The organism is Streptomyces sp. NPDC002795 (genome assembly GCF_042888725.1).
GTDB lineage: Bacteria > Actinomycetota > Actinomycetes > Streptomycetales > Streptomycetaceae > Streptomyces.
On sequence record NZ_JBIAQB010000001.1, the window covers coordinates 174,152 to 189,378 of the forward strand.

Consider the following 15,227-nt stretch of genomic DNA (forward strand, 5'->3'; position numbering starts at 1 on the left):
ACTCTCCATTCCTGCACGGGTGTTGACCCCCGTCACGGACGACGGAACCATTGTGGCATCCAGGTGGCATACCAGTGGAGTGCCCTACCGTTCTCGACAGGAGAAGCCTCTATGAGCGCAACACCGAACGCTCCCGAGCAGCACCCCTCAGGCCCGAGCCGGCGCAAGGTCGTGACCAGCGGGGCGGCCGTGGGCGCGGCGGCCCTCACCGGCCTCTCGCTGGCCGCGTCGGCCCCGGCGCAGGCCACGGCCGTCAAGAGCACCGCCCGCACGTCGGTGCGGACGTCGGCCACCGGCGCCACCTGCACGACGATCCCGAACAAGTACGACGAGCCGTTCGAGGTCTGCGACGACGAGATCTTCATCTTCATGGCCAACTACAAGCCCTTCGAGTACGAGGGCTTCTTCGAGAAGGTCATCGGCGACAAGCTGCGCGCGGCGTTCCCCGGCATGAAGTTCAAGTGGGCCGCCTGGGACTTCCCGATCCGCTACGAGGACCTCGACAAGGCCGGTGTCGTGCCGGACATCGTCATCGAGGACCCGCGCCGGCGCATCGACCGCGATCTGGAGCCGCGCGGCTGGGTCCGCGACCTCACCGACGACCTGCGTACGACGGGCGTCGACCTGGGCGCGCTCAACCCGGCCGCGGTCGAGACCGTCAAATCCCGCTCGGACGGCGGACTGTACGGTGTGCCGCTGTTCATCGACGAGTACGTCCTCTACTACAACAAGAAGATCTTCGACATGAAGGGGGTGCGGCCCCCGACGAACGGCACGACCTACGACGAGGCGTTCCGCCTCGCCAAGAAGCTCACGTTCGAGCAGGACCTCGTCGCGTACAAGGGCTACCTCCAGCACCCGGACCAGTACCTGGAGGGCAACCAGCTGGGCCTGTACCCGTTCGTGCCGGGTTCGAGCGAGAACCCGAAGCCCGAGGACGTGAAGGTGAACCTCACGTCGGAGGGCTGGCAGCGGCTCGGCGCCAACCTGGAGCGCTTCCTGCTGCTGCCGCACAACATCTTCACCACGGTCGACGACTACCTGCTGACCGGCAGCGTCGCCATGGCCGTCGACAACCTGCGCAAGCTCGGCGGCTACGCCCTCAACGACCTGTACCTGGAGCCGGACGACGCGGCCGAGTGGCGCGAGCTCGCCAAGAACATCGAGCTGGGTGTCACCTCGGTGCCGGTGCTCGGCAGCGGCGACAACGCGCTCTACCAGCCGAACGCCATGGCCGCCTTCCTGCCGCCCCAGTCGACGAAGAAGGCCGAGGCCCTCCAGGTCCTCAAGTGGCTGGTGTCGCAGGAGGCGCAGGTGGAACTGTCCCGGCACGCCATGAAGCCGGCGCTGCGCTCGGGGGCCGTGGAGACGGCGTTCGGCAAGGCGATCCCCGAGCTGGCCAAGGTCGACACGTCCGGCGTGTTCTGGGGTGACAACGCCGTCGTCAAGGACTACGAGAACACCGAGTACTGGGACATCCCGATGTACATGGTGTTCCGGCAGCACGTCCTCAAGGACGGGCTGCGGGTGTCCTCCGCGCTGAAGGTGGCCGAGACCGTGGACATCCCCGCGTACATCAAGGCGCAGGCGGCTTCCGGAAAGGACTGGTGACTCCCGTCAGCCCCGCCGGCGCAGCCGTATCGCGAGGTACGGCTGCGCCGGCAGCTCCACCTGGACCGGGGCGCCGCCTGTCGTCCCGGGCCGCGGGTCCACCGTCATGTTCCAGGTGTCGACGACGTCGACCGACCAGGTGCCTTCGGCGAGCGTGAAGGGGCGGCGCGGGTAGCGGTGCGGGCCCAGGTACTGGAGCAGGTACTCCCCCGGCGCCTCCAGCGTCGACGCGTCGTACGTCTCCGGGGCGTGGGTCAGGCCGGGGGGCGCCGCGTCGAGGACATCGCGCAGGAACGCGAGCCGGTCCACGGCCGTACCGGCGAGGCGCCCGCCGTACGCGCTCCATGGTGTGGGCCCCCACGTCTCGGCATGGGTGGCGTAGCCGCCGCGGCACACCGCCTCCCAGAGGCGACACGTCAACTCCTGGCCCGAAAGGGCGTGTTCGGGGTCGTCCGGCGCGTCGCCCTCGGCGCCGCACACGTCGAACAGGACCGGTTTGCCGAGCTCGTGGACGAGGCGGGAGACGGTGCGGGTCTGCGGGTCGCGCACGGAGGCGTGGGTGATCCAGGGGGCGCCGAAGTCGGTGTCGGGCGGGCCGTGGACGGTGAGCGGGTGGTGGCCTGGGTCGTGTTCCCGGATGTCCGTCTGCGCCTCGTGGTCGGGCGGGGCGCACCACCACACGTTGGGGTGACGGGCCAGGCGGCCCACGGTCCGCGGGATGTCGCGCCCCGCGACATCCACTTCCGCCTGGATGCCGACGGAGGCGAGGGCCGCGACCTGACGGTCGAGTGTGTCGAGGGGAAGTGTGCGGGATCGCGTGAGGCGGACTCGGTTGAACGGGGAGAGCGTCAGCGCGCGCACCGTGGCGTCGTCGGCCTGGGGGACGGTGGTGGTGAGCGGGTGGTAGGGGGTTCCGTCGGTGTGCCGGAAGCGGGTGCCTTCGGCGTGCACCGGCGCGGGGCTGCGCGGTTTCGTGTGCATGGCGCTCCAGGTGGGAGTGTGCGTGTCAGGCCTTCCGCATCCGCAGTGCCATGTCCGGCCGGTGGTCCAGGGGGATGCGGACCCGGCCCGTTCGCGGTGGGCCCGGCAGCGGGGCGAGTGTCATGTTCCATGTGTCGATCAGGTCGAGGTGCCAGGGGCCGCCCGCCTCCGGGAGTGTCACCTCGCGGTGCCGGTGGCGGCGGTCGCCGAAGTAGGTGAACACCGCGTCGGGGCTCTGTTCCCACAGGGTGCGCAGGAACGCGATGCGTGGTGTCACCTCGCCGTGCAGGGTGCCGCCGCGGGAGACCCAGGCGGTGGCGTCGGGGTCCTGCTCCGGGTAGCACTCGCCGTGCCCGACGTACGCGCCGGCGGCCATGCCGTGCCAGAACTGGCGCAGCAGCGCCTGCCCGGTGAGGTTGCCCCAGCGGCGGCCGAGGATGCCCTCGTAGCCGATCTCGTCGATGACGACGGGCTTGGGGACGCGGTCGAGCCACTCGGGGGCGAGGGCGGCGTCCCAGTGCTGGATGGACTGGTGTGTCGTCCACGGCGCCCGGAAGTCGAAGATGCGCTCGTACTCGTACATGCGGGTGCCGTTGTGGATGGACCTCATGTGCTGGTAGGGGTCGGCGTGTTGCACCTGGCGGCCGATGTGGTGCCAGTCGTCGACGGTCTTGGCCTGGTTGAAGTCGTATTCGTTGGCGATCGACCACCACACGTTGCGCAGGGACGCGAGCCGGGCCACCGCGTAGCGGACCAGGGCGAGGTCGTCCTCGCGGCTCATGTCGTCGACGCCCCAGTGCCCCGCGTCGTAGGGGTGGAAGAGGATGATGTCCGCCTCGATGCCGAGGTCGCGCAGGTCGCGGACGCGCCGCTCGAAGCGGCGGAAGAACTCCGGGTCGAAGCGTGTGGTGTCCAACTCGCGCGGTGCGGGTGGGCGTTCACCGATGCCCGGGTACGGGAGGCGGGGCGGGGTCATGGCGCGCGTGGGTAGCAGGCACATCCGGACCTTGTTGAACGGGGACTGCGCCAGGGTGCGCAGAGTGCGCTCCTCCAGCTTGTCGTCCTCGTAGTGGGTCCAGTGGTAGCAGGTGGTGCCGAAGGGGTGGTGCGGGGCGCCGTCGGCGTACGCGAAGGTGCGCGGCCCCGCCACCCGTACGGGTCCGTGGTTTCCCGGCCCTGGCGGCACGCACACGAACTCGCCGTCCACGCCGTCGAGTTCGGGCTCCGTCGACCGGGTCGTGTACGTCCATGGGCCCTGCCGGTCGGGCATGAACCGCACGGTGTACGTGCCGTCCCCGTCGTAGAAGCCGGCCACGGGCACGACGCGGTGGCCGTGGCGGAAGTCCGCGGCGAACTCGACGTCCCGGTAGGGGTTCTCGGCCGCCGGTCCTGTCAGGGTCAGTTCGAAGACGTCCCAGCGTTCGGTCGCCTTCACGATCGACCTCCGTGCCGGATCCAGTCCTCTGTCACCACTGCGTGCTTGATGGTCTTGCGCAGGTAGGAGTACGCGACGTGGATGCGGTCGTCGCGGGTCTGGAGCAGGCACGGGTAGGAGTAGCCGAGTTCGGTGTCCTGGTACTCCTCGTCGGCCACTTGCAGGTCTCGCCGCCAGGGCCAGGTGTGTCCCTCGTCGTCGGAGAGCGCGAGGGTGAGCGGGGTGCGCAGGGCCTTCTTCCGGCGGCCCGCGCCCTCGCCGACCCAGCGGTACTCGTCGCGTTCCAGGCTCGCGTGGTTGTAGACCAGGGCGAAGGCTCCGCTGCGCAGCCGGATCGCTTGAACCGCCGAGTTGTTGTTGGGGAGTTCGGTGGGGACGGGCGGTGTCCAGGTGCGTCCCGCGCCGGTGGAGACGGTGGCGTGGATGCGGTCGGCGGCTCGGCTGCGCAGCAGGCCGAGCAGGGAGCCGTCGGCGCGGGGCACGACGCTGAGCTGGACGAGGTGATCGCTGCCGGGGACGTCGTACTCCTTCCAGGTGCCGCCCGCGTCCTCGCTGATCAGCACCGTGGAGTGCTCGCCTTCGCTGCCGCAGCGGTAGGCGGGCAGCAGCCAGGAGCCGTCGCCGGGATCGAGGGGCGGGGTGCGGATGAACACGCCGGGGCCCTCGTGGGCGATGCGCGGGGTGTCCCAGGTGCGGCCGCCGTCGTGGGAGACGCGGGTGACGAGTCGGGCGGTCTTCTGGTCGTGCGGTTCGTCGGAGGGGTGGAACAGGTGCACGGCGCCGTCGGGGCCCCTCGCGATCACCGGGTTCTGCTCGGCGCGGTCGGGGTCGGCGGACAGGGCGATCGGCTCGGTCCAGGGGCCGCCGCCGTACGGGAGGCGGGCGAGGATCACGTTGGTGTCGCGGTCGCCCTCGTCGGGGCCGTTGAACCAGGCGCACAGCACGTCGCCGTCGGCGAGTTCGAGCAGGCACGCGGCGTGGCTGTCGCCGGGGTGCAGGGTCGGCAGCAGGGCCTCGCGCACGTCCGGGTCGTCCGGGCGCGGGCGCAGGAGCCCGTCGAAACGCGGGTCGGCGCTCATGAGACGTCGACTCCCTTCAGGTCGAGCTGGCCGGCGAAGTGGCAGGCCGACGCGCGGCCGGGTGCGACCAGGCGCAACTCGGGCACGTCGGTGCGGCACACGTCCTGGGCGTAGGCGCAACGGGGATGGAACGGGCAGCCGGGCGGGACGGCGGAGGCGTCGGCCACCTCGCCGCGCAGCACGATCCGCTCGCGGCGGCGCGCGGCAGGGTCGGGGTCGGGGACGGCCGACAGGAGCGCCTCGGTGTAGGGGTGGAGGGGCTGTCCGTACAGCTCGCCGGTGGCTCCGGTCTCCACGACACGGCCCACGTACATGACGGCGACGTCGTCGGCCATGTACTCGACGACACCCAGGTCGTGGGAGATGAACACGTACGTGAGGTCGGACTCGTCCTGGAGGTCCTTGAGCAGGTTGAGGATCTGGGCGCGCACCGACACGTCCAGGGCGCTGACCGCTTCGTCGGCGACGACGAGGCGGGGCGCGAGCGCCAACGCCCGTGCGATGCCGACGCGTTGGCGCTGTCCGCCGCTGAAGGCGTTCGGGTAGCGGCGCAGGTACTCGGGGCGCAGGCCGACGCGGCGCAGCAGGTCGGCGACGCGCTCCTCGGTGTCCTTGACGCTCAGGCCGAGGTTGACGCGGAGCGGGTCGCCGACGATCTGCAGCAGCGTCATGCGCGGGTTGAGGGAGGCGAACGGGTCCTGGAAGATCAGGCGTATCTCGCTGCGGTACGGCTTGAGCGCCTTCTCGTCGAGGGCCGCGAGGTCGACGGTGGTGCCGTCGGTGCGCCGGTAGAGCATCTCGCCCGAGGTGGGTTCGTGGACACGCAGCAGACAGCGGCCGAGGGTGCTCTTGCCGCAGCCGGACTCGCCGACGAGGGCGAGGGTGCGTCCCGCGGGTACCGCCAGGTCGACGCCGTCCACGGCGCGGACCGCTCCGACGGTGCGGCCGAACAGGCCGCGGCGGATGGGGAAGTGCTTGGTCAGGCCCCGTGTCTCCAGGAGCGCGGACCGGGTGCGGGTCTCGGTGACACTCATGCGGCCGGCTCGCCTTTCTGTGGGGGCACGGAGTCGGCGCCGTACAGCAGGCAGCTGACCGTGCCGTCGGTGCCTTTCGCCCCGTCGGGCAGCGGGGCGGGGACCGCACGGGGCACGGTCGCGTCGCAGCGTCCCGCCATGAACTCGTCGCAGCGCGGATGGAACGGGCAGCCCGGCGGCCGTGCGTAGGGCCCGGGGACCATGCCCCGCACGGGTCGCAGCCGTTCCCGGGAGCGGGAGCCGAGCTTGGGGACGGAGCGCAGCAGGGCGCGGGTGTAGGGGTGTCGGGGGCTGCCCAGGACGGTGTCGGTGGTGCCCGACTCCACGACCGAGCCGAGGTACATGACAGCGATGCGGTCGGCCAACTGCGCCGCGACGCCCAGGTCATGGGTGATCAGCATGATCGCCATGTCCGTGTCCCGCCGCAGTTCCCGCAGCAGGTCGAGGATCTGGGCCTGGGTGGTGACGTCGAGGGCGGTGGTGGGTTCGTCGGCGATGAGCAGGTCGGGGCCGCAGGACAGGGCCATCGCGATCATGGCGCGCTGCAGCATGCCGCCGCTCATCTGGAACGGGTACTCGTCCACGCGGCGCTCCGGTGCGGCGATCCCGACCCTGCGCAGCAGCTCGACGACGCGGGTGCGGGCCTCGGCCTTGGTGGCCTCGCCGTGCAGGATCAGTGCCTCGCCGATCTGATTGCCGAGGGTGTGCATGGGGCTCATGGAGGCGATGGGTTCCTGGAACACCATGGCCACCTTCCGGCCGCGTACGGCTCGCAGGTCCGGGCCCGGCGCCGTCACCATGTCGACGACTCCGTCGTCGCCGTGCACCCGGATGTGCCCGCCGGTGATCCGGCCGGGCTTGTCGACCAGGCGCAGGACGGAGCGGGCCATGACGCTCTTGCCGCACCCCGACTCCCCCACGACGGCGAGGACTTCGCCGCGGCTGATGGTGAGGTCGACGCCGTCCACCGCCCGTACGGTCCCGTCGTCGAGCTCGAATCCGGTGTGCAGGTCCTCGATCTCGAGCAGCGTGTCCGGCTGCTTCATGGGCTCTCCCCCCTTTGCTACGTGTGCGGCTACTTGTACGGGTCGGCGGAGTCGCGGAGCCCGTCGCCGACGAAGTTCATGGCGAGCACGGTGACGAACACCGCGACGCCGGGGATCAGCAGCCAGGGCGCCGACTCCACGGTGCGGATGTTCTGCGCCTCCTGGAGCAGCACGCCCCAGCTGACGGCGGGTGACTGGAGTCCCAGGCCGAGGAAGCTCATCGCGGTCTCGCCGAGGATCATGCCGGGGACCGCCATCGTCAGGGAGGCGATGACGTGGCTCGACATCGAGGGGACCATGTGCCGGAAGATGATCCGGGGGCGGCTGCAGCCGTCGAGCCGGGCGGCGATGACGAAGTCCTCCTCGCGCAGCGAGAAGAACCGCCCGCGCACCACGCGCGCCAGGCCCGTCCAGCCGATCACGGAGAGGATGGTGGTGATGGCGAAGTACCGTGCCAGCGGCCCCCATTGGTCGGGTACGGCCGCCGAGAGGGACAGCCACAGCGGCAGTGTCGGGATGGACATCAGGAACTCGATGACGCGTTGGATGGCCAGGTCCGGTTTGCCGCCGAAGTACCCGGAGACACCGCCGAAGAGCAGTCCGAGCACGAAGCTGACGGCGACGCCGACCAGGCCGATCGACAGGGACACACGCGCGCCGTGGATGATGCGGGACAGCACGTCGCGGCCGGAGCGGTCGGAGCCGAGGAAGTACACCTGCTGGTCCGCGTTGGCCGGACCGAACAGGTGGCGGTCGCCGGGGATGATCCCCCACAGGTGGTAGCTGTCGCCCTTGGCGAGGAACCTCAGCGGGATCCGTTTGTCGGGGTCGACGGTGTGGATCTGCTCGAAGGTCTCCGGGTCGCGCTTGGTGGTGTAGCCGTTGGCGTAGAGCCGCAGGCCGTCGTCCCAGCTGAGGTCGACCTTGACGATCTGCGGCGGGGCGTAGGTGTGTTTCTCGTCCACGTTGCTCGGGGAGGCCGGCGCGAGGATCTCGGCGAAGACGACGACGAAGTAGGCGAGCAGCACGATGACGGCGCCCGCCAGGGCGAGGCGGTGCTTGCGAAAGCGCCGCCAGATCAGCCGCCACGGCGAGGCCTGTCCGCCGGTGACGGGTGTGTCGTCGACGACGTCGGCCGCGCCTTCGGGCTGGGGTGTCTTGGTCAGCACGGCCTGCTCAGCCTCCCTCGTAGCTGTGCCTGATGCGCGGGTCCCACCAGGCGAGCGCGAGGTCGCTGAGCAGGGTCCCGACGACGGTCAGGGTGGAGAGGATCAGGATGAAGCTGCCGACCAGGTACATGTCCTGGTTGAGGACGCCGCCGAGCATCAGCGGTCCCGTGGTCGGCAGGTTCATCACGATCGAGATGATCGTCTCGCCGCTGATCAGTCCGGGCAGCAGCCATCCGACGGTGGAGATGAACGGGCTCATGGAGGTGCGGACGGGGTATTTGAGCAGCAGTTTCCACTCGGGCAGTCCCTTGGCGCGGGCGGCCACCACGTACGGCTTGTACAGCTCGTCGAGGAGGTTGGCGCGGATGATGCGGATGCCGCCGGCGGTGCCGGAGACGGCGATGATCAGGATCGGCATCCACAGGTGGCTCGCTCCGTCCAGGAGTTTGCCGAGGTTCCACGCGGCGTCCTGGTACTCGGGCGAGAACAGTCCGCCGGGACTCTGCCCGAAGTAGCGCATGCCGACCCACATCAGGACGAGGGCGAGCATGAACTCCGGGACCGCCATGCCCACGAAGCCGAAGAGCGTGGCGACGTAGTCGCCGGCCGAGTACTGGCGCACGGCCGAGTAGATGCCGATGGGCCAGGAGATCGCCCAGATGATCAGCAGGGTGGCCAGGGAGAGGAAGAAGGACAGCGCCACGCGGTCCCAGATCAGATCGCTGACGGGGCGCATGTTCCAGGCGAAGGCCTGGCCGAAGTCCCCGTGGAGGACGATGTTGCTGATCCACTTCCAGTACTGGGCGAGGAACGGTTGCCCGAGCCCGTAGCGGGACCGTAGTTCGGCCACCTCCGCCGGGCCCATGAACTCGCCGCGTTCCTCGGCGTTGGCCTGGAGTGTGTCGACGTAGTCGCCCGGCGGGAGACTGATGATGAAGAAGGTGGCGAGGGAGATGGCCCAGAGGGTGACGACCATCCAGCCCGTGCGCCGGACGAGGAACGACAGCATGCCTGGACTCCCCGTCCTTCCTCAGGCCTTGGCCTTGAAGTAGTACGTGCTGGGGTTGGTGGGGCCCGGCGCCTGGAACAGGCCGGCCGCGCTGAAGGACTTCGGCACGTTGCGCAAGGTGTTCTTGACGATGGCGTAGTCCTTGGGCGGCGTGGAGATGCCGATGTAGTAGAACTCCTCCTTCGTGATCTCCAGGATCTGCTTGGCGAGGCTGGTGGCCCGGGCGATGTCGAAGGTGTCGCGCATCTCGTCGAAGAGCTCCAGCTGGTGCTTGATGCGGGCAGGTGGCTCCTCGCCGTCGCCACCTGTGCCCTTGTCCTTGCGCAGGTACCACTTGGCCCACTCGCCGCCGAAGCGGGACGAGCCGCGCGGGTTGGTGGGCGCGTAGTAGTGGTCGCCGCCCTCGCCGGTGCGCACGTCGAAGTTGTTGCAGTCCCAGGTGGCGGCCTCCGACTTGCCCGCCTCCACGCGCTCCCAGTAGAGCGTCTCGGCCAGCCGGGAGACGGTGACGTCGACGCCGACCTTGCGCCAGTCGGTGCGGATCATGTCCATGGCGTCGACCTGGTCGGCCATGTCGGAGACGACGAGCACGGTGAAGGCGACGGGGTCGCCGTCCTTGGTGAGGCGGATGCCGTCGCCGTCGCGCTTGGTGAAGCCGGCCTTGTCGAGGAACTCGTTGGCCTTGGCGACGGAGTAGTCGGTGTACTGCGTGCCGAGTTCCTCGTCGTGGAGTTCGTTGTCGGGGCCGGGGGCCGCCTGCCAGGGTTGCCCCTGGCCCGCGAAGACGGTGTCGATGATCTTCTTGCGGTTGATCGCGTAGGACAGGCCGATTCGGAAGTCCTTGTTCGCGAAGAGGGCCCGCTTCTTCTTGTCGGGGTGGGTCTGGTTGAAGCCGATGATCATCGTGTTGGCGGAGTCGGGTTCGACCTCGGCGATGCGGTAGCCGCCCTTGGTGCGGTTGCGGGAGATCACCGGCTTGTTGCGGACCGTGCCGAACTGGTACATCTGCATGTCCAGATCGCCGTTGGAGATCTTGAGGACCTCGACCTCGACCTCTTGAAGGACGTCGACGACGACCTTGTCGATGTACGGAAGCTGGCTGCCGTCGGGGTCGACCTTCCAGTAGTACGGGTTGCGCTCGCAGACGACGTTGCTGCCCTTGGTGACCGGGTTCCTGGGCAGCCAGGCGTTGACGGTGGGCAGGTCCGGGTTCTGCCACACCTCCTGCACCGTCTCCAGGCGTGTCACCCAGTCCGAGGCGCCGGCGGCCTTCGCGTCCTTGTTCGCGTCCTTGTTGTACTTCGGCAGGTACTGCTTGAAGAAGTGCTTGGGCAGGAACATGAAGACCCCGGAGGTGCCCGCGACCTCCTCGAGGAAGCCCGCCTTCGGCGCGTCGAAGACATACCTGACGGTGTGGTCGTCGACGGCTTCGCACCGGGCCGGCTTGTTGTCCTTGTTCAGCCACAGCGCGTAGATGCCGTACGGGTGCACTTTGGGGTCGGCGTTGTAGTCGTTGAACGCGAACTCGAAGTCCTCGGCGGTCAGCGGTTTTCCGTCGGACCAGCGCATGCCCTTGCGCAGGTGGAAGACGAACTCCTTGCCCCCGCCGTTCACTTCGTACTTCTCGCACACATTGGGCACGATCTTGGTCTTGGTGACGCCCTGCCAGGTCGATGCCCAGCGCACCAGCGGCTCGTAGCCCACGCTGAAGCGCAGCCAGCCGATGTCCTCCTGCGTGATCATCGCGGAGTGCCAGGTGCCGCCGTAGACGCCGGTCTCCTGGAGGGGCTTGACCACCAGGGGCTTGACGGGAAGGCGCTTGTCGACCTTGGGGATCTTGCCGGCGTCGGCCTGCTTCTTCAGCGACGGCGCCTCCTTGCCCTTGGAGCCGCCGCCCGAGTCGCCGTTCTCGGCGTCGGTCGAGAAGAAGCCGCAGCCGGTCAGGGCGCCGGAGAGCGAGGCGGCGGCCAGGACACCGCCGCCGGCCCGCAGCAGGGTGCGGCGCTCCAGGCTCCGCGGGCTCGGTGGTACGGGGGTACGGTCAGGCGTCATCTCCACGCTCCTTTGCGTCGAGGGCCGCCGCCTCCAGCTCGCGGACGAGGGGCACCACGCTGTCGTCGAGGCGGCGTTCCTCCTCGGCGTCCAGGCGGGCCAGCGGGGGTGCGGCATGAGCGGATTCGATGCGGCCGAGGGCCGCGAGGATGTGCTTGCCGGTGCTGACCGTGGTGGACAGGGTGTGCTCGTGGCGGGCCGCGGCCATCGCGTCGAGCAGGTCCTCCAGGCGCTCCTGCAACGCGCGGGCGTACGTGAAGTCGCCCGAGCGGGCCGCCTCGTAGAGCGCGACCAGGGTGTGGGGAGTGACGTTGGCGAGGGAGCTGGTGGCTCCGGCGGCGCCCGCGTAGAGGGCGATGTCGCTCAGGCCGCTCGCTCCCGCGAAACAGGCGAGGTCGAGGTCGCGGCGGGCGGCTCCGCGCAGCACGCGGCGCAGCCAGGTCATGTCGCCGGTGCTGTCCTTGAGGCCGCGCAGCACGCCTTCTTCGGTGAGTCGCAGCACGCAGTCGACGGTGAGTGCCGAGGGGGTCAACTGCGGGAAGTGGTAGGCGAGGACGGGGCGGCCCAGGGCGTCGGCGACGGCGCGGTAGTGGTCGCGCAGTTCCTCGCGTCCGTACGGGGTGAAGTACGGGGCGATGACGGCGACCTCGTCCGCTCCGGCGTCCAGAGCGGCGCGCGCCTGGCGGATGCTCAGCGGTGTCGCGGCGTCGCCCACGTGCGCGATGACGGGTACCCGGCCGGCCGCGGTCTTGACCGTGACGTGCACCGCGGCGCCCCGCGCGTCCTCGTCCAGGGCGTGGAACTCCCCCGTGGTCCCGTTGACCCACAGGCCGTGCACACCCGCGTCGATCAGTGCGTTCAGGTGGCATTCCAGGGATGGCCGGTCGAGCAGCCCATCGGACGTCATGGGCAGCACGGTCGGCACGATGATCCCTTGCAGCGCGTGTCGCGCCATGGTCACCTCGGAGAGGTTCAGAGGGATGTCGGTGGTATGCCATGAGTTTGTTGAGCGACACCGGAGGCGTCAACCCCCGTGACGGACCCAATAGTTCGGCTTGCTCACCCCCGAGACGCGCGGCCCACCTGCGGCATACCATGAGGCGCACTTGCACCGGCGGCACTGGGAGGCGGAATGATCCGAGCGCGAGCGGCACAGCAGGCCCGCGCGGAGGAGGGCACGGGCGTGGAGGGCGCGGAGAGCAAAAAAGCCGCGCCCCCAGAGGAGAGCCTGGAGGCGCGCGCCTCCCGGGCGATCGTGGAGTGGCTCACGAGGGAACACCCTGTTCCTGGACAGGCCGTTCCCGTACGGGAGTTCGCCCGCCGGCTCGACATGAGCCGCACCCCGGTGCGCAGCGCGGTGGGCCGCCTCTACGAGCGGGGGCTGCTCGCCTACGACCCCTCCGTCGGCTTCACCGTGGCGATACCGTCGCTGTCCAGCGTGTACGAGCTGTTCGAGCTGCGCCTGATGCTGGAGTCGCACGCGCTGCGCCTCTTCGCGGACCGCACGGACCGGGAGCCTCCGGCGCTCCTGCGCGAACTGGTCGTACAGGCCGAGGAGTTGGCGGCACTGTCGGTGCGGGATGTGTCCCGCTACCCCGACTTCCGGGACAACGACGCCCGCTTCCACCGGGAGCTGGTGAAGCTGGGCGGGCTGCCGATGCTGCTCGACCTGCACGACGACCTGAACCTCAGCATCCATGTGACCCGGGCGGGCCTGAAGGCGCCGATCACCCCGTCCCGCCTGAACATCGCGGTGGACGAGCACCGCGCGATCGTCGACGCGCTGGAGTCCGGCGAGCGGCTGCGGGCGCGGGAGTGCCTGGAATCCCACATCCTCCGGGTCCGCGACCAGACGATCGCGTTCCTGGCGCGACCGAATTTCTAGGCCGAACCGGAGGAGACCGATGGAAGGCCCTGTACTCCCCACGCCCACCGCACTGTCCCCCCATCGCCCGCCCCGCAATCTCGACCTGCGCGTCACCGGGGGCCTGTTCGGCCGCTGGCTGGACGTCAACGGCACCACGAGCATCCCGCTGGCGCTGCACCACCTGGAGGAGTCCGGCGCCCTCGCCAACCTCCGCGCCGCGGCCGGCCGGGCATCGGGGTCCTTCCAGGGCCCGCCCTACGCCGACTCCGATGTGCACAAGATGCTGGAGAGCGCGGCGTGGCAGCTTCAGCACTCCCCCGACCCGGCTCTCACCACGTTCCTCACCGAGACGGCCGGTCTTCTGGCGGACGCCCAGCAGTCCGACGGCTATCTCGACTCCCGCTATCAGCTCACGAATCCGGCCGACCGCTACACGCGGCTCGTCGACAGCCACGAGCACTACTGCGCGGGGCACCTCTTCCAGGCCGCCGTCGCGGCCCAACGCGCCACCGGGTACGAAGAGTTGACGCAGGTGGCGCGCCGTCTGGCCGACCACCTGTGCGCCGTCTTCCTCGACGACGAGGGTCCCGGGCTCGACGGACACCCCCAGGTCGAGACGGCCCTGGTGGAGCTGTACCGCGCCACGGGCGCCGAGCGCTACCTCGTCCTCGCCGCCCGCATGGTCGAGCGCCGGGGCCGCGGCCTCGTCGGCCCGCACAAGCACGGCGTCCGGCACCGCATCGACCACCTTCCGGTCCGCGAGGCGCCCACCGTCACAGGACACGTCGTGCGCGCCCTGTACCTGGAGGCCGGCGCGGTGGACGTGGCCGTGGAGACCGGGGACAAGGAACTCCTCGCCGCGAGCGCCGCACGGTGGACCGACATGGTCGCCTCCCGCACCGCGCTCACCGGTGGCCTCGGTTCGCGGCAGGTCGGGGAGGTCTTCGGTGAACGCTACGAACTCCCGCCGGACCTCGCGTACAACGAGACGTGCGCATCCGCCGCGAGCATGCAGTGGGCGTGGCGACTGCTGCTCGCGACCGGCGAGGGGCGGTACGCGGACCTGCTGGAGCGCACGCTGTACAACGCGTTCGCCGCCGCCCGTTCCGCGGACGGACGCACGTACTACAAGGGCAATCCGCTGCAACGCCGCCCCGATCACGCCGACGCGGTGGGCGATCCGCGCTGGCGCGACGAATGGTTCTACTCGGCGTGCTGCCCGCCCTCCGTCACCCGCCTGATGGCCTCGCTCCCCCACTACGCGGCGACGACCACGGACGACGCCCTGTTCCTGCACCTTTACGCGCCGATGCGACTGGCCTGCGACCTGGGCGCCGGGCGGGTCGCGGTACGTGTCGAGACGGAATACCCGTGGCGAGGCTCGGTGCGCGTCACCGTGGAGGATGCGCCGGGCAGCGAGTGGACGCTCGCGCTGCGCGTGCCGCCGTGGAGCGGCCGCACGCTCGTGGACGGCCGGCCCGTCACACCGGACACACAGGGCCGTGTAATGCTGCGCCGACGCTGGGGCGCGGGCGACAGCGTCGTCCTCGACCTCGACATGACACCGCGCCGCACGGCCGCCCACCCCCGCATCGATGCCCTGCGCGGCAGCGTGGCCGTCGAGCGCGGTCCGTTGGTCTACTGCTTCGAGCAGGCCGACCAGCCCTGTGTCGATGAACTGGCGCTCCCCGCGGACGCGGAGCTTCGCGTGCGCGAGGTCCCCGATCTCCCCGGTGTCGGCCGCACGGTCCAGATCGGGACGGACGCGCTGACGGTCGGCGCCCCGCACCCGGACGGTCTGCCCTACCTCGATCCACGTACCCCCCGGACACGCCGTCCGGCGTCCGCCACCGCGGTGCCCTACTTCCAATGGGACAACCGCGGCGACGGCGCGATGCGGGTGTGGGTGCCGCTCGACCTGCCGCTTGACCAGCACCCCTGACC

General features: G+C 70.1%; 12 protein-coding genes. 3 read left to right on the forward strand and 9 right to left on the reverse strand.

Annotated elements, in window-relative coordinates; genetic code table 11:
- Window positions 1-111: 111 nt before the first annotated feature.
- A complete protein-coding gene (locus ACFYWS_RS00720) occupies window positions 112-1,611 on the forward strand; it encodes an ABC transporter substrate-binding protein (RefSeq protein ID WP_389268001.1) in 1,500 nt (499 codons plus the stop codon).
- A gap of 6 nt (window positions 1,612-1,617) precedes the next feature.
- Here the strand turns inward: ACFYWS_RS00720 and ACFYWS_RS00725 are convergent, their stop codons facing one another.
- Genes ACFYWS_RS00725 through ACFYWS_RS00765 form a run of 9 tightly spaced genes read right to left on the reverse strand, consistent with a single transcriptional unit; the run spans window position 1,618 to window position 12,371 of the window.
- Window positions 1,618-2,592: a DUF5605 domain-containing protein gene (locus ACFYWS_RS00725; RefSeq protein ID WP_389268003.1), complete on the reverse strand. Its 975-nt coding sequence runs from the start codon at window positions 2,590-2,592 to the stop codon at window positions 1,618-1,620.
- A 25-nt stretch (window positions 2,593-2,617) separates the two neighbouring features.
- Complete coding sequence (locus ACFYWS_RS00730) at window positions 2,618-4,027, reverse strand: DUF5060 domain-containing protein (RefSeq protein ID WP_389268005.1); 1,410 nt, start codon at window positions 4,025-4,027, stop codon at window positions 2,618-2,620.
- Window positions 4,024-5,106: an exo-alpha-sialidase gene (locus tag ACFYWS_RS00735; RefSeq protein WP_389268007.1), complete on the reverse strand. Its 1,083-nt coding sequence runs from the start codon at window positions 5,104-5,106 to the stop codon at window positions 4,024-4,026. Before ACFYWS_RS00735 ends, ACFYWS_RS00730 begins: the two co-directional genes overlap by 4 nt.
- Window positions 5,103-6,140, reverse strand: a complete 1,038-nt coding sequence (locus ACFYWS_RS00740) for an ABC transporter ATP-binding protein (RefSeq protein ID WP_389268009.1) — start codon at window positions 6,138-6,140, stop codon at window positions 5,103-5,105. The genes ACFYWS_RS00735 and ACFYWS_RS00740 overlap by 4 nt, the downstream gene beginning before the upstream one ends.
- Window positions 6,137-7,186 (reverse strand): ABC transporter ATP-binding protein, encoded by a 1,050-nt coding sequence (locus ACFYWS_RS00745; protein WP_389268011.1) that lies wholly within the window; start codon window positions 7,184-7,186, stop codon window positions 6,137-6,139. The genes ACFYWS_RS00740 and ACFYWS_RS00745 overlap by 4 nt, the downstream gene beginning before the upstream one ends.
- A gap of 29 nt (window positions 7,187-7,215) precedes the next feature.
- Window positions 7,216-8,355, reverse strand: a complete 1,140-nt coding sequence (locus ACFYWS_RS00750) for an ABC transporter permease (protein ID WP_389268013.1) — start codon at window positions 8,353-8,355, stop codon at window positions 7,216-7,218.
- A gap of 7 nt (window positions 8,356-8,362) precedes the next feature.
- Entirely contained in the window at window positions 8,363-9,364 is a 1,002-nt protein-coding gene (locus tag ACFYWS_RS00755; protein ID WP_389268015.1) for an ABC transporter permease, read from the reverse strand.
- A gap of 21 nt (window positions 9,365-9,385) precedes the next feature.
- Window positions 9,386-11,416 (reverse strand): ABC transporter substrate-binding protein, encoded by a 2,031-nt coding sequence (locus ACFYWS_RS00760; protein ID WP_389268017.1) that lies wholly within the window; start codon window positions 11,414-11,416, stop codon window positions 9,386-9,388.
- The gene (locus ACFYWS_RS00765) at window positions 11,406-12,371 is read right to left on the reverse strand and encodes a dihydrodipicolinate synthase family protein (RefSeq protein WP_389269425.1); all 966 of its coding nucleotides are present in this window, start codon (window positions 12,369-12,371) and stop codon (window positions 11,406-11,408) included. The genes ACFYWS_RS00760 and ACFYWS_RS00765 overlap by 11 nt, the downstream gene beginning before the upstream one ends.
- 177 nt (window positions 12,372-12,548) lie before the next feature.
- Between ACFYWS_RS00765 and ACFYWS_RS00770 the strand changes: the two genes are divergently transcribed.
- Window positions 12,549-13,301 (forward strand): GntR family transcriptional regulator, encoded by a 753-nt coding sequence (locus tag ACFYWS_RS00770; RefSeq protein WP_389268019.1) that lies wholly within the window; start codon window positions 12,549-12,551, stop codon window positions 13,299-13,301.
- A gap of 19 nt (window positions 13,302-13,320) precedes the next feature.
- Window positions 13,321-15,225 carry a glycoside hydrolase family 127 protein gene (locus ACFYWS_RS00775; RefSeq protein WP_389268021.1) on the forward strand — a complete coding sequence of 635 codons (1,905 nt, stop codon included), beginning with the start codon at window positions 13,321-13,323 and terminating at the stop codon, window positions 15,223-15,225.
- The last annotated feature ends 2 nt before the right edge of the window (window positions 15,226-15,227 follow it).